A 17,290-nucleotide genomic window follows, 5' to 3' on the forward strand; every position below is an offset into this window, starting at 1 on the left:
AGCCAGACACGATGGGCGAGGCCGACCCGGCGACCTCCACGAGCAACGGGCCAGAGCGGGGCACCGGCGGTGCTGTGCTGAGCCGGCGGCTCGACCGACTGGTCGCCCGCTCGCAGGCGGCCGGCCTCTGGGAGCGCGCCTGGCCGATCCTGTGGCGCGGCCTCGGGCTGATCCTGGCGTTCCTCGCCCTGTCCTGGCTTGGGCTCTGGCTCGACCTGCCGCCGCTCGGCCGCGTCGCCGGCCTCCTGCTCTTCGCCTTGGCGCTGGTCGCCGCGCTCCTGCCGCTGGCCCGCCTGCGGCGCGACACCCGGCGCGAGGCCCTGGCGCGGATCGATCGCGCGGCCGCCGCCAAGGGCGGGACGCTGTCCCACAATCCCGCCTCCTCCATCGAGGATACCCTCGCGGTCGGCACCGCCGACCCTGCGACGCGGGCGCTCTGGGCGCTGCATCAGGCCCGCGCGGCCGAGGCCGTGGCCGGGCTGAAGCCCCCGCCGCCCCGGCCCGCCATGGCGCGGCGCGATCCCTTCGCGCTGCGGGCCGGGCTGATCGTCGCGGCCGTGGCCAGCCTGTTCGTGGCCGGCGCGGAATGGCGTTCCCGCATCCTCGGCGCCTTCGACTGGCAGGCGCCGCCCCCGCCCGGCCCGACCTTCCGCGTCGACGGCTGGATCGATCCGCCCCTCTACACCCGGCTGCCGCCCCTGGTCGTCACGATGAACGGCGAGCAGCAGCGCCTGCGCGCGCCCGTCAACGCAACCCTGATCGTTCGGATCGCCGGCCAGGGCGACGCCGTCCTGACGCCGAATGCCGGCTTGAAAGCCCTGCCCGGCAAGCCGCCCCATGCGGACCTGCGCGAGGACCGGTTCCAGCTGACCGGCGGCGTCGCCGACCTGACCGTGACGGCGGGTGGCACGACGCAGCATCTCCTGGTCGAGACCATCCCCGACACGGCGCCCGAGGTGGAGCGTATCGACGCCCTCGAGGTGAATGCCCGCGGGACCTTCAACCTGACCTACCGCGCCAAGGACGATTACGGCATCGCGTCGGCCGAGGGTGTGGTGGAGCCCCTGGCCCATGCCCGCGCGCTGGTGCCGCCCCCGCGGATCTCCCTGGCCCTGCCGGCGGATGCCACCGGCGAGCACGACACCAAGACCCTGGTCGACCTCACCGACAATCCGTGGTCCGGCGCCCGGGTGCGCCTGACCCTGGTGGTGAAGGACGACGCCGGGCAGGAGGGACGTACCGCCACCGCCGAGGTGACGCTGCCGGCGCGGGTCTTCACCCAGCCGCTGGCGCGCGCGCTGGCCGAGGAACGCCGGCGCCTGATCACCGCGCCCGACGACAGCCGCGGCCGGGTCCAGACCGCCCTCGACGCGCTCCTCATCGCGCCCGACACCTTCACGCCGCAGGCCAGCATCTTCCTCGGGCTCAAGGCCGCCTCGCGGCGCCTGAAGGCCGCGCGGAGCGACGCGGCGCTGATGGAGGTCGCCGACCTCCTCTGGGAGATGGCCCTGAAGATCGAGGACGGCGACCTCTCGGATGCCGAGAAGAGCCTTCGCTCCGCCCAGGACAACCTCAAGCAGGCCATCGAGCGCAATGCGCCGGACGAGGAGATCAAGAAGCTGACGGAGGACCTGAAACAGGCCCTCGACAAGTTCATGAAGGGCATGGCCGAGCGCCAGCGCAAGGACGGGAAGCCCCAGGCCGAGAAGAGCCCGCCGAACGCGAACGCCAAGACGGTGACGCCGGACGACCTCAACAAGATGCTGAACGACATGGCCGAGGCCATGAAGCGCGGTGACACGGCCGAGGCCCAGCGCCTCCTCGACCAGCTCCGCGAGATCCTCGAGAATCTCCAGACCGCGGAGCCCGGCGGCAAGTCCGATCCCAACAGTCGCGAGATGAGCAAGCAGGCCGATGAGCTCGACAAGCTCTCCCGCGAGCAGCAGGACCTGCGCGACGAGACCTTCAAGGACGGGCAGGACAAGCGCGGCCAGCAGGGCCAGGGTCCGCGCGGCCAGCGCCCGCAGCGCGGTCAGCCCGGCCAGCAGGGCGAAGGCCAGAGAGGCCAGCCGGGACAAGGGCAGCAGGGCAAGGGTGAGCAGGGTCAGAAGGGCGAGGGCCAGAAGGGCGGCGCCGGCCAGCGCCAGCAGGCCCTCCGCGAGCGCCTGGAGAACCTGCAGCGCGGCATGAAGGACCTCGGCATGCAGGGCGAGGAAGGCCTGTCGGACGCCGAGGAGGCGATGCGCGAGGCCGAGGGGGCCCTCGGCCAGGGCAAGGACGGCGAGGCGGTCGACGCCCAGGGTCGGGCCCTGGACGGCCTCAAGCGGGGCGCCGAAGGCATGCAGAAGCAGATGCAGGAAATGGCCGAGGGCGAGGGTGAGGGCGAAGGAAAAGGCGAGGGCGAGGGAGGCGAGAAGCCGAGCCAGCAGGGCCAGGCCGGCAACCGCGACGACGATCCCCTGGGCCGCCCGACCAAGGGCCGCGACATGACCAACGGCAATGCCCGGGTGCCGACGGCCGACGAATCCGCCGTGCAGCGCACCCGACGCATCATGGAGGAGCTGCGGCGCAAGCTCGGCGACCCGAGCCGCCCGCGCGAGGAGCTCGACTACTTCGAGCGCCTCCTGCGCCGCAACTGACGCACCGACCTGCCCCCCTGGGCTCCTCCACCGGAGGAGCCCATATGAGGGGTGACGATTTCCGACCCGACAGCCACGAGACCTGACGCCGTGATCTCCTCCAACTCTCTCGTGCTCCTCGCCTGCGTCGCGGTGGCGGTGGTCCTGTTCCTGGGCCTGTTCAACATGATGCGCGGGGGCAGCGCCAACCTCTCGCAGAAGCTCATGCGCCTGCGCGTGCTGCTGCAGTTCGTGGCGATCATCTTCATCATGGGCGTGGTCTGGTGGCGCTCGGCCTGATCCCGGGTCGATGGGCGCCGCTGCGTTCCTGAGGTCGGTCCTCGACCGGCGCATCGCCGCGATGCTGGGGCTCGGCTTCAGCTCCGGGATTCCCTTCCTCCTCGTCTACGTCACGCAATCGGCGTGGCTGTCGGAGGCCAAGGTGCCGATCGGCATCCTTGGACTGATGAGCGAGCTGACCCTCGCGTATAAATTCAAGTTTCTCTGGGCCCCCTTCCTCGACCGCTACGACGCGCCCCTGATCAGCCGCCTGGTCGGCCGGCGCCGGGGCTGGATCATCGTTTCGCAGCTCGGTGTGATGCTGGCGCTCGCCGGCGTCGCCTTCGGCGATCCCGGGCACTGGCTCGCCTGGACCATCGCGTTCTCCCTCGCGCTCGGATTCGCCGGGGCGACCCAGGACGTGGTCATCGACGGCTGGCGCATCACCGTGGCGCCGGCGGAGCGCCAGGCGCTGATGTCGTCCTGGGCCGAGATCGGCTGGCGCATCGGGACGCTCGTGGCCGGCGCCGGCGCGCTCTACCTCGCCGATGCCTATGGCTGGCGGGCGGCCTACCTCTGCATGGTGGTCGCGATGGCGCCGGGGGTGATCGCCGCCCTCCTCGCGCCGGAGCCGGATTCAGACCGGACCGCGTCCCACGACCATCCCGGCTTCGTCGAGACCATCGTGGCACCGATCCGGGACCTGGTCCGCCGCCTCGGGCCCCTGGCGATCCCGATCCTTCTGCTGGTGGCCGGCTTCCGCATGCCCGGCTACGTCGCCAGCGCCATGGCGATGCCGCTGTTCAAGAGCCTGCACTACTCGAACACCGACATCGCCACGGTGACGAAGCTGTTCGGCTTCGGCGTCGCCCTCGCGGGCACCGTCCTGGCCGGTTACGTGGTCCCGCGGATCGGCATGATGGCGAGCCTGCTCGCCGGCACGGTGTTCGGTTCGGCCTCGCATCTCAGCCTCGCCTACCTGGCGCTGCACGGCGGAGACGGCGGAAACGCCTTCTGGACCTTCGCCATCGCGGTGAGCATCGACAGCTTCGCCTACGCGATCGCCTCGATCGTGCTGATCACCTTCATGTCCACCCTCGTGGCCACCGAGCACGCGGCGAGCCAGTACGCCCTCCTGACCTCCCTCTGCGCCCTCCCCGGCAGCCTGCTGGCGGGGGCGTCCGGATTCGTGATCGAGTCGACCGGCTTCGCCTGGTTCTTCGTGGCGACCTCGCTCATCGGCGTGCCGGTCGCGCTCCTGGCTTGGTATGTCTGGCATCGGCAGGGCGACACCGGTGCGACGGCGCCCGCGCCGGCAGCCTGAGCAGCGCCAACGGGGCAGGTGCGGCCGGCGAGTGTGGCCAGGAGGTCTCACCGCACAGCTATCGCTGTCGCGAGGCCTCCGACGCCTGCCGATGCCGCGAGCGGCCTGCTAGACATGCCCGGTCAAACCGGAACCATCTCGATGCAGTCCACCTCGCTTCGCCTTGCTGCCGCCGCCGTCGTGCTCGCCACGGCCATGCCGGTCCAGGCCGCCGACTTCCCGTCCGCGCCGCCGGCCGCCTATGTCAGCCCGGTGAAGCCCCTGAGCATCGTCTCGGAGGTCCGCATCGGCGGCGCCGTGCAGGATCCCGGCAGCGCCGAGCACAACACCAGCAACATCAACGGCGAAATTCTCTTCTCCAAGCCGCTGGTGAGCGTCGATCCCTTCTGGCAGGCCTTCGTGCCCCGGGCCACCGTCGGCGGCAGCTACAACTTTGGGGGCCGCACCAGCTACGCCTATATCGGCGCGACCTGGACCGTGGACCTCTTCCCGCAGACCCTGAACAACATCGTCTTCCTCGAGGGCTTCTTCGGCGCCGGCGCCCATAACGGCTACACCGGGCCGAAGCCGACGGCGCCGGCCGGGTTCAACACGCTGGGCTGCAATCCGCTGTTCCGCGAGGCGGCCGCCCTCGGCTTCCGGCTCACCGAGCACTGGAGCGTCATGGCCACCGTCGAGCACATGTCGAATGCGGGCCTCTGCGCGAACAACCGCGGCCTGACCAATTTCGGCGGCAAGCTCGGCTACACCTTCTGAGTTCGCTGCGCTCGCCTTTCGTGTGAGCTTCGAGGGCCGGTTCCGCCGATGCGGGGCCGGCCCTTCGCGTTCCGATTCCGCGACTCCCAGCGGCGGCAAACTGCGCTAGGTTCCCGCTCCTGCCGGCGTTTCTTGCCGGCCCCGCTCAGGATCGGACGCCATCGTGGTTACCCTCAACCGCATCTACACCCGCACCGGCGACAAGGGATCGACCGCCCTGGCGAGCGGCGAACGGCGCTCCAAGGCGGATCTGCGGATCGAGACCTACGGCACCGTCGACGAGACCAATGCGTGCATCGGGCTCGTGCGGCTGCATGCGGACTCGCGCCTCGACGCGATGCTGGGCGCGATTCAGAACGACCTGTTCGACCTCGGCGCCGACCTCGCGACCCCGGAAAGCGCCGAGCCGCCGAAATACGAGCCGCTGCGGATCGTGGCCGCCCAGGTGCAGCGGGTCGAGCGCGACATCGACGCGCTGAACGCCCACCTCTCGCCCTTGAAGTCCTTCGTGCTGCCCGGGGGCTCGCCGGCCTCGGCCGCCCTCCACCTCGCCCGCACGATCTGCCGGCGGGCCGAGCGGCTGGCGGTGGCCCTGGCCGCCACCGAGGGCGAGATCGTCTCGCCCGAGGCACTCCAATACCTCAACCGGCTGTCCGATTTCCTGTTCGTGGCGAGCCGGACCGCCAATGCGAACGGCGCCGACGACGTGCTCTGGGTACCGGGTCAAAACCGCTGAGGCGCAGGCATTCGGAATACCACCGGGCTGCGAACCCGAACCCACGCGGCCGGTCGTCGGTCTGCGAAGACCCCCGCCCGGACAGGCGGCTGCGGGGCGCGTTGACAAGGCGGAAATGAGGCCGTTACGGTCCGCCGCCTCAATGACCAGGGTTCTGGACCTCCGGGTGTCCCGGAGTTCCTTTGCGCGCCGCGCCGGCCTGGTCGAAAAATATTATCCGCGCGGAGGATTGTGAACGCCATGAAGGTTCTGGTGCCCGTCAAGCGGGTCGTCGACTACAACGTCAAGATCCGGGTCAAGGCCGACGGTTCGGGCGTGGACCTCGCCAACGTCAAGATGTCGATGAATCCCTTCGACGAGATTGCCGTCGAAGAAGCGATTCGCCTGAAGGAGAAGGGCAAGGTCAGCGAGATCGTCGCCGTCTCCATCGGTCCGCAGCAGGCGCAGGAGACCCTTCGCACCGCCCTCGCCATGGGCGCCGACCGGGCGATCCTGGTGAAGACCGACGGCGTGGTCGAGCCGCTGGCGGTGGCCAAGATCCTGAAGGCCCTGGTCGAGAAGGAGGCCCCCGGCCTCGTCATCCTCGGCAAGCAGGCCATCGACGACGATTCGAATCAGACCGGCCAGATGCTGGCGGCCCTGCTCGACTGGCCCCAGGGCACCTTCGCCTTCAAGCTGGAGTTCGGCGAAGGCTCGATCGACGTCACGCGCGAGATCGACGGCGGCCTCCAGACCGTGAGCCTGACCCTGCCGGCCATCGTCACCACGGACCTGCGTCTCAACGAGCCGCGCTACGCCTCGCTGCCCAACATCATGAAGGCCAAGAAGAAGCCTCTCGAGGAGCTGGCCCCCGATGCGCTCGGCGTCGACGTGACCCCGCGGGTCACCGTGCTCAAGACCGTCGAGCCCGCCGGGCGCAAGGCCGGCATCAAGGTCGGATCCCCGGCCGAACTCGTGCAGAAGCTGAAGGGCGAGGCCGGGGTCCTCTGAGACGCCGCCCAGCCGATGGCTTCAAGAGCCCGCCGCGTCGACGCGGCGGGTGAGACGGGGTCCGGGACCCTCCTGCTGATCGATTTCGAGGTTCGCACACCATGGCCACCCTACTCCTCATCGAGCACGACAACGGCGCGGTCCGCGACGCGAGCCTGAAGGCGCTGACGGCCGCCGTCGCCCTGGGCGGATCCGTGCACGCCCTCGTGGCAGGTGCCGGCAGCCGCCCCGCCGCCGAGGCCGCGGCCAAGCTCGACGGCGTCGAGAAGGTACTGCTGGCCGAGGACGCGGCCTACGATCACCTCCTCGCCGAGCCGACTGCCGCGCTCGTCGTCTCCCTGGCAGAGCCCTACGACAACCTCGTCGCAGCGGCCTCCACCACCGGCAAGAACGTGCTGCCGCGGGTGGCCGCCCTCCTCGACGTCGCTCAGATCTCCGACATCATCAGCGTGGTCTCGCCCGACACCTTCGAGCGCCCGATCTACGCCGGCAACGCGATCCAAACCGTGCAGGCGGGTGCGGGCAAGAAGGTGATCACCGTCCGCATGGCGGCCTTCAAGCCCGCCGGCGAGGGTGGCGCGGCCGCGGCGATCGAGTCGGTGCAGACGGCTGCCTCTTCGGGCAAATCGAGCTTCAAGGGCGAGGAGATCGCCAAGTCCGACCGTCCCGAGCTGGCCGCCGCCAAGATCATCGTCTCCGGCGGCCGGTCGCTCGGCTCCTCGGACAAGTTCAAGGAGCTGATCGAGCCCCTGGCCGATACGCTCGGCGCTGCCGTGGGCGCCTCACGCGCCGCCGTCGATGCGGGCTATGCCCCCAATGACTGGCAGGTCGGCCAGACCGGCAAGGTCGTGGCACCGGACCTCTACGTCGCCGTCGGCATCTCGGGCGCGATCCAGCATCTCGCCGGCATGAAGGACTCGAAGGTCATCGTCGCCATCAACAAGGACGAGGACGCGCCGATCTTCCAGGTGGCGGATTACGGCCTCGTGGGCGATCTGTTCCAGATCGTTCCCGAGCTGCAGTCCGAGATCGCCAAAGCGAAGGGCTGAGACCGAGCGGTCACGGACGGCCGGTGCGCGAGGCGCGGATCGGCCGACCGGGACGGATGGCCTCCCAGCGTGGAAATGCTCTAGGACGCTGCGACCGCGAAACGTTATAAGCGAGGCGGGCGCCCCCGGCGGCCGGGCGGGGCCCGGATCGTCACGGCGGGACGCTCCAGGGGTGCGAGTGCAGACGATGGGCATCGATATCAGGACGGTCGGCATCATCGGCGCCGGGCAGATGGGCAGCGGCATCGCACATGTCTGCGCGATGGCGGGGCTCGACGTCCGCCTGAACGACCGCGACCCAACCCGCATTCACAACGGCCTCGCCACCGTCGACGGCAATCTCGCGCGGCAGGTGGCCAAGGGCACCATCGCGGACGATCAGCGCCGCAGCGCAGTGTCCCGGATCGTGGCGGCGGAGAGCTTCGACGACCTCGCGCCCTGCGATCTCGTCATCGAGGCGGCCACCGAGGACGAATCGACCAAGCGCCAGATCTTCAGCACGCTGTGCGCCTCGCTGAAGCCCGACGCGCTGATCGCCACCAACACCTCGTCGATCTCGATCACGCGCCTCGCCGCCTCGACGGACCGACCGGAGCGCTTCATCGGCATCCACTTCATGAATCCCGTGCCGGTGATGCAGCTCGTCGAGCTCATCCGCGGCATCGCCACGGAAGATCCGACCTACGAATCGGCCAAGGCCTTCATCGCCAAGCTCGGCAAGACATCGACGATGTCGGAGGATTTTCCGGCCTTCATCGTCAACCGTATCCTGTTGCCGATGATCAACGAGGCGATCTACACGCTCTATGAGGGCGTCGGTTCGGTGGAGTCGATCGATACGGCGATGCGTCTCGGCGCGAACCACCCCATGGGTCCGCTGCAGCTCGCCGACTTCATCGGCCTCGATACCTGCCTGTCGGTGATGCAGGTGCTCTACGAGGGGCTGGCCGATTCGAAGTACCGGCCCTGTCCGCTGCTCGTGAAATACGTCGAGGCCGGCTGGCTCGGACGCAAGTCCAAGCGCGGGTTCTACGATTATCGCGGCGAGACGCCCGTGCCGACCCGCTGAAGCGGACCGGCACGGGCAATTCGCTGTTACTGCTTGTTGCCGTTCGCGGCCGGCTGGGCCGGGCTCGGATAAGCCGGGTTCGCGGCCGGCACCGAACCGGTGTTCGACGACGAGGTGGCGTTGGACGACCCCTTCACGGAGCCCGTCACCTCCTGGCGGGAGGCGTCCTGGCTCTGGCTGGCATAGTCTTTGGGCGAATTCGCGCCCTGCCAGGTCATCAGGCCGGTGATGGCGATCGCGAGCAGCACGAGGCTGGCCACGAGCACGTAGAGCACCGGCTTGCCGCGATTGCCCTGCCGGGCTTCCTGACCGTGTAGTTTCTCTGCCATGCGATCCTCGCTTGAACGGTCCTGAAGACCGATGTTTCGACCCGAGCACCGATTCCCATGAATTCGGCTCGTGCTTCCTGCTCGGGTCTGAAACGCGAGGGTCGAGAGCGGAGTTCCCGCAGAGGTTCGGCCTAGCGGCCGGTGACCAGCATGATCTTGCCGAGATGGGCGCTCGATTCCATCAATTCGTGCGCCTGACGGGCCTCTTCCAGCGGGAAGGTGGCGTGGATGATCGGGCGGATCGTCCCGGCCTCCAGCAGCGGCCAGACATCCCGGGCCAGGCCTTCGGCGATCGCCGCCTTCTCGGCCTTCGGACGCGCCCGAAGCGTCGCGCCGGTAAAGGTGAGGCGCTTCATCATGATCGGGGTCATGCTGAAGGCATCGACCTTGTAGCCCTGCATGAAGGCGATCTGCACGAGGCGCCCCTCGATCGCCAGGGCCGAAAGGTTCTTGGCGAGGTAAGGCGCCCCGACCATGTCGAGGATGACGTCGACGCCGTTGCCGTCGGTGAGCCGCTTCACCTCCTCGGCGAAGTCGGCTTCGCGGTAGTTGATTGCCGCCTCGGCGCCGAGGTCGCGGCAGAAGGCGCACTTCTCGGCCGAACCGGCGGTGGCGAAGACCCGCGCGCCGTGATGCTTGGCGATCTGGATCGCGGTCGAGCCGATGCCGCTCGATCCGCCATGGACGAGGAACGACTCGCCGGGCTTGAGGCGCCCACGCTCGATCACCGTGCTGTAGACGGTGAAGTAGTTCTCCGGCAGGCCGCCGGCCTCGATCAGAGAAAGCGACGACGGCTTCGGCAGGCACTGGCCGATCTCGGCCACGGCGAACTCGGCATAGCCGCCGCTGATCACCAGGGCACAGACCGCGTCGCCGATCGCGACGCCGGAGACGCCCTCACCCAGGGCGACGATGCGGCCGGCGACCTCGAGGCCGGGGATCTCGGTGGCCCCCTTCGGCGGCGGGTACTTACCCTCGCGCTGCTGGATGTCCGGCCGGTTGATCCCGGCGGCGACCACTTCGATGAGCACCTGACCGGGCCCGGGCTGCGGCAGGGGCACCGTCTCCAGGGCCAGCACGTCCGGCCCGCCGGCGCCCTTGAAGCGGATCTGTCGCATGGTCTCGGGCAGGCTGGCTGTCATCGGGGTCTCCTCCTGGAAGCCCCGTCATGTGCCGCCCGGACGGTGCTTGGCAAGGTCGCGCCGCCCGGGCGCTGCCTCAGCGGGTGCCGTACATTCGGTCGCCGGCATCGCCGAGGCCCGGGACGATATAGCCGTGGTCGTTGAGATGGCTGTCGATGGCCGCGGTCCAGACCGGCACGTCCGGGTGGGCGGCCTGGAGCCGGGCGATGCCCTCCGGCGCGGCGAGCAGGCAGACGAAGCGCAGGTCCTGCGCGCCGCGCTGCTTCAGCAGGTTGATCGCCGCCACCGCCGAGTTCGCGGTCGCCAGCATCGGATCGAGTACCAGGACCGTGCGGTCGACCAGGTCCGAGGGCGCCTTGAAGTAGTATTCCACCGCTTCCAGGGTCTCGGGATCACGGTAGAGCCCGACATGCGCCACGCGGGCGGACGGCACCAGGGACAGCATGCCGTCGAGGAAGCCGACACCGGCGCGCAGGATCGGTGCCAGGACCAGCTTCTTGCCGGCGATCTGCGGCGCCTCCATCGACTGGATCGGCGTCTCGATCGTCACGGTTTCCAGGGGCAGGTCGCGGGTGACCTCGTAGGCCAGCAGCATGCCGATCTCGTTGAGGATCTGGCGGAAGCCCTTGGTCGAGCGCTCGCGCTGGCGCAGCAGGGTCAGCTTGTGCTGGACGAGGGGGTGGTCGACCACCCGGACGGTCGCGGCGGCTGCCTGCATCGCTGGAACTCCATGGGCCGGGGTCTGCTGCCAAATTCCTGGGCCGAGGTCTGATCGACGGCGCGGGGGAGACCCAGGCAAGACCGAGACCGGTTTTCTAGAGCATCGCAGCAGTCCGAGCGAGGGCCATGGCGGGGGCCGCTTCCACGAAAAAGGGGCTCCCGGCCTGCGCCGGAAGCCCCGATGGTCAGGTGAAGACCGCCGCTCAGACCGAGCGGGTCGTGTCCGCGCTGCGGCGCTTCTGCATGAAAGCGTCGAACTGCTCGCGGTCCTTGGCCCGCTTCAGCTCCTCGACGAACTCGGCGAAGGCGCGGCTCTCCTCCTGGAGGGCACGGCGCTGGGCGTCGAGCCGCTCGATCTCGCTGCGACGGTAGGCGTCGAAGGCGAGGTTGCCGGTGTTGCCGCCATTGGCCGCCTCGAACGCCGCGGCGAAGCGCGAGCGGGTGGCTCCCGCGTTCCACGAGAGGCCGCGGCCGGCGAGGCCCCGCAACTCGCTGAGCGCAGGATAGCCCGCGACCTTCCAGGCGATGTAAGCGGCGGCCAGGGGCCACCAATAGACGAAGGCGACGACGATGGCGCCGATTTCCAGGGATCGCTTGGGGAAGGGGCCGCTACGGCAGACCTTCCCGGTGGTGAAGGGAGAGGAAGAGAAGCTCACGGCTCACGGCTCCAATGTAAATGTGAACGACATTCACTTGCGGATGGACGTGCACGCTTTCAAGGGGCGCCCATCCGGTCAGGGCTGTTCGCGCGTCCGCCCGCCCGACGCGGCGCCGTGGACGAGAGCCAGCACGCCGGCGCGCAGCAGCTCGTACTTGTCCGGCATGCCGGCGGATTTCGGCAGGTGCCCGGACGCGGACAGGGTCGCGAGGCCGTGCGCCAGCGCCCAGACCTCGAGCGCGATAAACCGGGGCGCGACACCGCCGAACCCCTCCGGGAAGGTCGCCTGGAGGGCTTCCACGAGCAGGTCGAACGGGCTCGGGCGCGCGCTCGGCACCGCGTTCGGCACGGCGGCGGCGAGGCCGCGGGTCTCGAAGATCGCCGCGTAGTAGCCGGGCTCCTCCTCGGCGAAGGCCAGGTAGGCCTCGCCCATCCGGGTGAACCGCTCCAGCGGCGTGCCCTTCGCGGTCAGGGCGCGGGCGAGCCGCTCGGCCAAGTCCGCAAACCCTCGTCCCGCCACCTCTTCGAGCAGCGCCTCCCGCCCGCGGAAATGGCGGTAGAGCGCCGCCGGCGTGACGCCGACGAGGCGGGCCGCATCCACCAGCGTGAAGCCGCCGATGCCGCGCTCGGCGATGAAGCGGCGCGCAGCCTCGATCAGCGCCTCCTTGAGGTTGCCGTGGTGGTAGCTTCGCCGGTCACCCGGTCCTTCGCGCCAATGCCGCACGCCACACTCCCCGCCCCCGCTCCGACTCGACATGACTGGTCGTGTCGGCTGAAGGTTCCCCGTCTCCTATTCCCCTAACACGAAGGGATCGGCTGACGAGACTTCCCCAACGCCACACCGACGAAATCACGTCGGGTGCCCCGTATCCAGCGGGCAGATCACGGGAATTTGCCACAAATACCCGTGGCGAACGGGAAACTTTGGCTGTATGGTCTTTACGAAATAGACACCCTGGGATGTGGGTCACTGGCCGTGCGGGAGTCCTCGGGACAGGGTGAATTCGAAACCCTGACGGACCTCATCTACGAGGCTGCGATCCTCCCCGAACTCTGGCCGGCGGTCCTGGATCAGCTCGCCGACATCGCCGGAGCCCAGGGAACGGTCCTGATCGCGGCCGACCTCGAATCCCATCGCTGGATCAACAGCGAGTCCCTCGATCAGGTCATGGCCGATTTCGCCGCCGGGGGCTGGAGCAGCGCCGGCCAGCGCACGGCGAAGCTCCTCGGCGCCCGGCATGCGGGCTTCGTCCGCGAGAAGGACGTCTACACCCAGGCCGAACTGGAGCAGGACGTCCTGATCCAGCAATTCCTGCGTCCGCGCGGTCTGGGCTGGGGTGCGGCCACGGCCTGCCCGCTCACCACCGGCGATACGCTGATCTTCAGCATCGAGCGTCGCTACAAGGATGGCCCGGTCCCGCAGTCCGCGACGGCGATCCTCGACTCCCTGCGGCCGCATCTCGGTCGCGCGGCCCTGGTCTCGGCCCGCTTGAAGCTGGAGCGGGCGCGCGCTGCGGTGGGGGCCCTGGAGGTCATGGGCCTCCCGGCGGCCGTGGTTTCGCCCGATGGGCGCCTGCAGGAACGCAATGCGGGCTTCGCCGGCCTGGTGCCGCGCGTGGTGCGCGATCAGCGTGAGCGGGTCACCCTTGCCCATCCGGGCGCGGATGCCCTGATGGCGGACGTGCTCGCCGGACAGCGGGCCCAGGCGGCGCGCTCGATCCCGATCCCGGCCGACGACGACCATCCCGCCATGGTGCTCCACCTGCTGCCCATGCGCGGTCAGGCCCAGGACGTCTTCGGTGGCGGTACCATGCTGATGGTGGCGGCCCCCGTCCTGCCGCGTCCCGTGCCGGGCACCGAACTGCTGTCGGGACTGTTCGACCTCACGGCCGCCGAGGCACGGATCGCGCGGGGCATCGCGGACGGCGCGACCATCTCGATCCTCGCCGTTCAGCAGAGCGTGCGGCCGGAAACTATTCGCAGTCAGGTCAAGGCGATCTTCGCCAAGACAGGCGTCACCCGTCAGGTCGATCTGGCCCGGCTGATCTCGGGCTTCAGCCTGATCCGCTGACCGCGGCGTCAGCGGGCGTCCCGGCCCGCGCCCGCCCGGTTCGCCGCGAGCGCGCGGAACAGGATGACGTTCGAAAGATCGTACTCGACGGTGATTTCAGCTCTCTGCGCGGGCGGCGCGACACTCTCGGACACGGAGCCGGGCGCCGGATTGATGAGGCACGCGATCATGCGATCACTCGTACCCCGACGCACGTGCCGGGCAAGTCGCCGGCGCATCCATGGCGCCATCGTCCATCTATCAAGCATGACCGCCCTCGCTTTTTTGTGTTGCGACATTCAAGCGCGGGGTTGGAAGACCTTCATCCCCCATTTGGGGGAGAGCGGAAATTCCTTCGTTGAAAATGTAACTTCGGAGCAATTCCTTCGCGCGAGGCCCAAGTGTTTCTGAGGCTCATCTTGCGCCAGAGAGCGCCTTGATTCCCCGCACCACAGTCGGCTTCTCGGGATGACCGGTTCCCACCCATCCCCGACAAACTCTAGAGCCGGAAGAGGGAGTCCGCACGCTCCAGCGCCGCCTTCTTGGCATGGCGCGCGGCTTCCAGGCGCTCCATCTCGGACCGCAGCAACTGGATCCGCTCGTCGAGATCCTCGACCGACAGCGTGTCCAACGGCTCCCCGACCCGGTGAGCGATGGCCTGTCGGATGGCTCGGTCGTCCTCGTCCCGCATGGTGATCCCCCTTGTCCGTCAGTTCCAGCCCGTTCCCGCATCGAGGCGTGCGACTCCGAGATGCCGTGCGAGGGTCGCGCCCAGATCGGCGAAGGTTTCGCGTCGACCGATCGATCCCGGCGTGACGCCGGGGCCGAAGGCCAGCACGGGAACCTGTTCCCGGGTGTGCTCGGTTCCGCCCCAGGTCGGATCGTTGCCGTGGTCCGCGGTGATGATGCAGAGGTCGCCGGGACGCAGGACGGCGTGGACCTCGGGCAGCCGGGCGTCGAAGCGCTCGAGTTCGGCGGCGTAACCGGGCACGTCCCGGCGGTGGCCGTACTCGGTGTCGAAATCGACGAGGTTGAGGAAGACGAGGCCGCCCTCCGGCAACGCCGAGAAGGCTGTCAGCGCGGCGTCAAGGCAGGCGGCGTTGCTGCCGGGCTTGATCTCCTGCCCGGTCGCCCGATGGGCGAAGATGTCGCCGATCTTGCCGACGCTGACGACGCTCCGTCCCGAGGCCTGGAGCACGTCCAGGAGCGTCCGGCCGGGCGGTTCGACCGCGTAGTCCTTGCGGTTGGCGGTGCGCCGGAATCCCCCCTGCGCGCCGCCGACGAAGGGGCGGGCGATGACGCGGCCGACCCGATAGGCGTCGCAGAGGTCGCGGGCGATCCGGCAGGTGGCGTAGAGCCGCTCCAACCCGAAACTTTCCTCGTGTGCCGCGATCTGGAACACGCTGTCGGCGGAGGTGTAGCAGATGGGCATGCCGGTCCGGACGTGCTCGGCGCCGAGGCCGTCGATGATCGCCACCCCGGCGGCATGGCAGTTGCCGAGGATGCCGGGCAGGCCGGCTTGCGCGATCAGCGCCTCCGTCAACGCGGCCGGGAAGGTCGGGACCGCGACGGGGAAGTAGCCCCAGGGCTCGCGGACCGGCACGCCGGTAATCTCCCAATGACCCGAGGGCGTGTCCTTGCCGGCGGCCACCTCCACCGCGTGGCCGTAGGCGCCCGTCGGGTCGCTCACCGCCTCGAGGCCCGGCGGCACCGCGCCGGTGGCGCCCTGCGCTGCCAGGCCGAGGCCGAGGCGGGTCAGGTTCGGGAGCGCCAGGGGGCCGTGCCGCAGGCCCGCCCGGTCGCCGCGCCCCTCGGCGCAGGCGCGGGCGATGTGACCGAGCGTGTCGGACCCGGCATCGCCGTAGCGATCGGCATCCGGCGCGCCGCCGATGCCGACGGAATCCAGGACGATGAGGAAGGCGCGCGGCATGCCCGTCCCCTTCAGGCCGGAATCGGATCGGCGACGGTGTCGCTCTGGAGATCGAAGGCGGCGGCGAACAGCGCCTGGGTGTAGGCGGTCTTCGGCGCGGCGAAGATGTCCTCGGCCGGCCCCTCCTCGACGACCTGGCCGTTCTGCATCACCAGCACGTAGTTCGCCAGAGCCCGCACCACCTTCAGGTCGTGGCTGATGAACAGGTAGGCGAGCCCACGCTCGCGCTGGAGGTCGCGCAGGAGGGTGACGATCTGGGCCTGGACAGAGCGGTCGAGGGCCGAGGTCGGCTCGTCCAGCACGACGAATTTCGGCTTGAGCACGATGGCGCGCGCGATCGCGATGCGCTGCCGCTGCCCGCCGGAGAATTCGTGCGGGTACCGGTTCATGGTCGCCGGATCGAGCCCGACGTCGCCGAGCGCCTTGGCGACCACCGCCTGCCGCTCGGCCCGCGTCCTCACCGCCCCCTGGACCACCAAACCCTCGGCGACGATGTCCGCCACCGTCATTCGCGGCGAGAGCGAGCCGTAGGGGTCCTGGAAGACCACCTGCATGTCACGCCGGATCGGACGCATGGCGGCGGGCGGCAGGCCGGCGATGGAGCGACCGAGGAACACGATCGGGCCCTCGCAGCCGGTGAGGCGCAGGAGCGCCAGGCCGAGCGTGGTCTTGCCCGAACCGGATTCGCCGACGACCCCGACGGTTTCCCCGGCCCGGACCCGAAGCGACACCCCGTCCACCGCCTTCACGTGGCTGGTGGTCCGGCGCAGCAGGCCTTCGCGGATCGGAAACCAGACCTTGAGCGGGCCGGCCTCCAGCAGGGGGGCGGCGTCGGCCGGCACCGGGTTGGCCCGGCCCTTCGGCTCCGAGGCGAGGAGGCGGCGGGTGTAGTCGTGCTGCGGCCGGGCGAAGATCTCGGCGACCGGGCCGGCCTCGACCACGCGACCGGCAAGCATCACGCAGACGTTGTCGGCGATGCGCTGCACGATGCCGAGGTCGTGGGTGATGAACAGCATCGCCATGCCCAGGCGCTTCTGCAGGTCGGCCAGCAAGGTGAGGATCTGGGCCTGGACCGTGACGTCGAGGGCGGTGGTCGGCTCGTCGGCCACCAGCAGGTCCGGCTCGCAGGCGAGCGCCATGGCGATCATCACGCGCTGGCGCTGTCCGCCCGAGAGCTCGTGCGGATAGGCGTTGAGGCGCCGTTCGGCGTCGCGCAGCCCGACGAGTTCGAGCAGTTCGAGGATGCGGGCGCGCGCCTTGCGGCCGGAGAGGCCGCGATGCACCTCCAGCACCTCGCCGATCTGCCGCTGGATCGCGTGGAGCGGGTTCAGGGAGGTCATCGGCTCCTGAAACACCATGGTGATGTCGGCGCCGCGGATGCCGCGGAGCCGCTTCTCCGGCAGGGTCAGCAGGTCCTCGCCCTTGAACAGGATGCGGCCGCCCGGATGGGTGGCACTGCCGTCGAGGAGTCGCAGGATCGAGAGGGCGGTCACCGACTTGCCCGAGCCGGATTCCCCGACGAGGGCCAGCGTCTCGCCGGCCGTGATGGTGAAGCTCACCCGGTCCACGGCGCGGGTCTCGCGCTCCCGCGAGCGGAAGGCGACCGACAGGTCCTGAACGTCGAGGAGCGTTTCGGGCAT

18 protein-coding genes are annotated in these 17,290 nt (G+C 69.6%); 9 read left to right on the top strand and 9 right to left on the bottom strand.

What is annotated here, in order from left to right:
• Nucleotides 1–11 precede the first annotated feature (11 nt).
• The 8 genes from CRT23_RS05105 to CRT23_RS05140 all read left to right on the top strand — a co-directional run bounded on the left by CRT23_RS05105 (nucleotide 12) and on the right by CRT23_RS05140 (nucleotide 8,821).
• Nucleotides 12–2,639: a TIGR02302 family protein gene (locus CRT23_RS05105; protein ID WP_103708858.1), complete on the top strand. Its 2,628-nt coding sequence runs from the start codon at nucleotides 12–14 to the stop codon at nucleotides 2,637–2,639.
• A gap of 93 nt (nucleotides 2,640–2,732) precedes the next feature.
• Complete coding sequence (locus tag CRT23_RS05110) at nucleotides 2,733–2,918, top strand: twin transmembrane helix small protein (RefSeq protein WP_055953661.1); 186 nt, start codon at nucleotides 2,733–2,735, stop codon at nucleotides 2,916–2,918.
• 10 nt (nucleotides 2,919–2,928) lie between these two features.
• On the top strand, nucleotides 2,929–4,221 hold the full coding sequence (locus CRT23_RS05115) for an MFS transporter (RefSeq protein WP_103708859.1): 1,293 nt from the start codon (nucleotides 2,929–2,931) through the stop codon (nucleotides 4,219–4,221).
• Between the two features lie 141 nt (nucleotides 4,222–4,362).
• Nucleotides 4,363–4,977 (top strand): acyloxyacyl hydrolase, encoded by a 615-nt coding sequence (locus tag CRT23_RS05120; RefSeq protein ID WP_055952005.1) that lies wholly within the window; start codon nucleotides 4,363–4,365, stop codon nucleotides 4,975–4,977.
• A gap of 163 nt (nucleotides 4,978–5,140) precedes the next feature.
• Nucleotides 5,141–5,713 (top strand): cob(I)yrinic acid a,c-diamide adenosyltransferase, encoded by a 573-nt coding sequence (locus tag CRT23_RS05125; protein WP_103708860.1) that lies wholly within the window; start codon nucleotides 5,141–5,143, stop codon nucleotides 5,711–5,713.
• A 240-nt stretch (nucleotides 5,714–5,953) separates the two neighbouring features.
• Nucleotides 5,954–6,703, top strand: a complete 750-nt coding sequence (locus tag CRT23_RS05130) for an electron transfer flavoprotein subunit beta/FixA family protein (RefSeq protein ID WP_103708861.1) — start codon at nucleotides 5,954–5,956, stop codon at nucleotides 6,701–6,703.
• A gap of 101 nt (nucleotides 6,704–6,804) precedes the next feature.
• The gene (locus CRT23_RS05135) at nucleotides 6,805–7,752 is read left to right on the top strand and encodes an FAD-binding protein (RefSeq protein ID WP_103708862.1); all 948 of its coding nucleotides are present in this window, start codon (nucleotides 6,805–6,807) and stop codon (nucleotides 7,750–7,752) included.
• Between the two features lie 187 nt (nucleotides 7,753–7,939).
• Nucleotides 7,940–8,821 carry a 3-hydroxybutyryl-CoA dehydrogenase gene (locus tag CRT23_RS05140; RefSeq protein WP_103708926.1) on the top strand — a complete coding sequence of 294 codons (882 nt, stop codon included), beginning with the start codon at nucleotides 7,940–7,942 and terminating at the stop codon, nucleotides 8,819–8,821.
• 26 nt (nucleotides 8,822–8,847) lie between these two features.
• On the opposite strand, the gene CRT23_RS05145 is transcribed toward CRT23_RS05140, so the two are convergent.
• The 5 genes from CRT23_RS05145 to CRT23_RS05165 form a co-directional block, all read right to left on the bottom strand.
• Nucleotides 8,848–9,150: a hypothetical protein gene (locus CRT23_RS05145; RefSeq protein WP_055951998.1), complete on the bottom strand. Its 303-nt coding sequence runs from the start codon at nucleotides 9,148–9,150 to the stop codon at nucleotides 8,848–8,850.
• Between the two features lie 131 nt (nucleotides 9,151–9,281).
• Nucleotides 9,282–10,292 (bottom strand): NAD(P)H-quinone oxidoreductase, encoded by a 1,011-nt coding sequence (locus CRT23_RS05150; protein WP_055951995.1) that lies wholly within the window; start codon nucleotides 10,290–10,292, stop codon nucleotides 9,282–9,284.
• A 76-nt stretch (nucleotides 10,293–10,368) separates the two neighbouring features.
• Entirely contained in the window at nucleotides 10,369–11,010 is a 642-nt protein-coding gene (gene upp / locus CRT23_RS05155; RefSeq protein ID WP_055951992.1) for a uracil phosphoribosyltransferase, read from the bottom strand.
• 205 nt (nucleotides 11,011–11,215) lie between these two features.
• Nucleotides 11,216–11,668 (bottom strand): DUF2852 domain-containing protein, encoded by a 453-nt coding sequence (locus CRT23_RS05160; RefSeq protein ID WP_055951988.1) that lies wholly within the window; start codon nucleotides 11,666–11,668, stop codon nucleotides 11,216–11,218.
• Nucleotides 11,669–11,746: 78 nt separating this feature from the next.
• The gene (locus CRT23_RS05165) at nucleotides 11,747–12,394 is read right to left on the bottom strand and encodes a TetR/AcrR family transcriptional regulator (protein ID WP_055951985.1); all 648 of its coding nucleotides are present in this window, start codon (nucleotides 12,392–12,394) and stop codon (nucleotides 11,747–11,749) included.
• 252 nt (nucleotides 12,395–12,646) lie between these two features.
• Between CRT23_RS05165 and CRT23_RS05170 the strand changes: the two genes are divergently transcribed.
• A complete protein-coding gene (locus CRT23_RS05170) occupies nucleotides 12,647–13,741 on the top strand; it encodes a helix-turn-helix transcriptional regulator (protein WP_103708863.1) in 1,095 nt (364 codons plus the stop codon).
• Between the two features lie 8 nt (nucleotides 13,742–13,749).
• Here CRT23_RS05170 and CRT23_RS28365 read toward each other — a convergent pair whose 3' ends face one another.
• From CRT23_RS28365 to CRT23_RS05185, 4 genes are all read right to left on the bottom strand, one after another.
• A complete protein-coding gene (locus CRT23_RS28365; RefSeq protein WP_156375639.1) occupies nucleotides 13,750–13,911 on the bottom strand; it encodes a hypothetical protein in 162 nt (53 codons plus the stop codon).
• A gap of 308 nt (nucleotides 13,912–14,219) precedes the next feature.
• Nucleotides 14,220–14,411: a DUF1192 domain-containing protein gene (locus CRT23_RS05175; protein WP_055951982.1), complete on the bottom strand. Its 192-nt coding sequence runs from the start codon at nucleotides 14,409–14,411 to the stop codon at nucleotides 14,220–14,222.
• Between the two features lie 18 nt (nucleotides 14,412–14,429).
• On the bottom strand, nucleotides 14,430–15,650 hold the full coding sequence (locus CRT23_RS05180; protein ID WP_103708864.1) for a phosphopentomutase: 1,221 nt from the start codon (nucleotides 15,648–15,650) through the stop codon (nucleotides 14,430–14,432).
• Nucleotides 15,651–15,661: 11 nt separating this feature from the next.
• Nucleotides 15,662–17,290: an ABC transporter ATP-binding protein gene (locus CRT23_RS05185; RefSeq protein ID WP_103708865.1), complete on the bottom strand. Its 1,629-nt coding sequence runs from the start codon at nucleotides 17,288–17,290 to the stop codon at nucleotides 15,662–15,664.

It is taken from the genome of Methylobacterium sp. V23, from assembly GCF_002917135.1.
In the GTDB taxonomy this organism is placed as follows: Bacteria; Pseudomonadota; Alphaproteobacteria; order Rhizobiales; family Beijerinckiaceae; genus Methylobacterium.

Bases quoted from the DNA above. Each gene is read 5' to 3' on its own strand.
- CRT23_RS28365 (WP_156375639.1), bottom strand. From the start codon at position 13,911: ATGATCGCGTGCCTCATCAATCCGGCGCCCGGCTCCGTGTCCGAGAGT.
- CRT23_RS05180 (WP_103708864.1), bottom strand. From the start codon at position 15,650: ATGCCGCGCGCCTTCCTCATCGTCCTGGATTCCGTCGGCATCGGCGGC.
- CRT23_RS05150 (WP_055951995.1), bottom strand. From the start codon at position 10,292: ATGACAGCCAGCCTGCCCGAGACCATGCGACAGATCCGCTTCAAGGGC.
- CRT23_RS05145 (WP_055951998.1), bottom strand. From the start codon at position 9,150: ATGGCAGAGAAACTACACGGTCAGGAAGCCCGGCAGGGCAATCGCGGC.
- CRT23_RS05120 (WP_055952005.1), top strand. From the start codon at position 4,363: ATGCAGTCCACCTCGCTTCGCCTTGCTGCCGCCGCCGTCGTGCTCGCC.
- CRT23_RS05175 (WP_055951982.1), bottom strand. From the start codon at position 14,411: ATGCGGGACGAGGACGACCGAGCCATCCGACAGGCCATCGCTCACCGG.
- CRT23_RS05115 (WP_103708859.1), top strand. From the start codon at position 2,929: ATGGGCGCCGCTGCGTTCCTGAGGTCGGTCCTCGACCGGCGCATCGCC.
- CRT23_RS05130 (WP_103708861.1), top strand. From the start codon at position 5,954: ATGAAGGTTCTGGTGCCCGTCAAGCGGGTCGTCGACTACAACGTCAAG.
- CRT23_RS05185 (WP_103708865.1), bottom strand. From the start codon at position 17,290: ATGCCCGAAACGCTCCTCGACGTTCAGGACCTGTCGGTCGCCTTCCGC.
- CRT23_RS05135 (WP_103708862.1), top strand. From the start codon at position 6,805: ATGGCCACCCTACTCCTCATCGAGCACGACAACGGCGCGGTCCGCGAC.
- CRT23_RS05140 (WP_103708926.1), top strand. From the start codon at position 7,940: ATGGGCATCGATATCAGGACGGTCGGCATCATCGGCGCCGGGCAGATG.
- upp (WP_055951992.1), bottom strand. From the start codon at position 11,010: ATGCAGGCAGCCGCCGCGACCGTCCGGGTGGTCGACCACCCCCTCGTC.
- CRT23_RS05105 (WP_103708858.1), top strand. From the start codon at position 12: ATGGGCGAGGCCGACCCGGCGACCTCCACGAGCAACGGGCCAGAGCGG.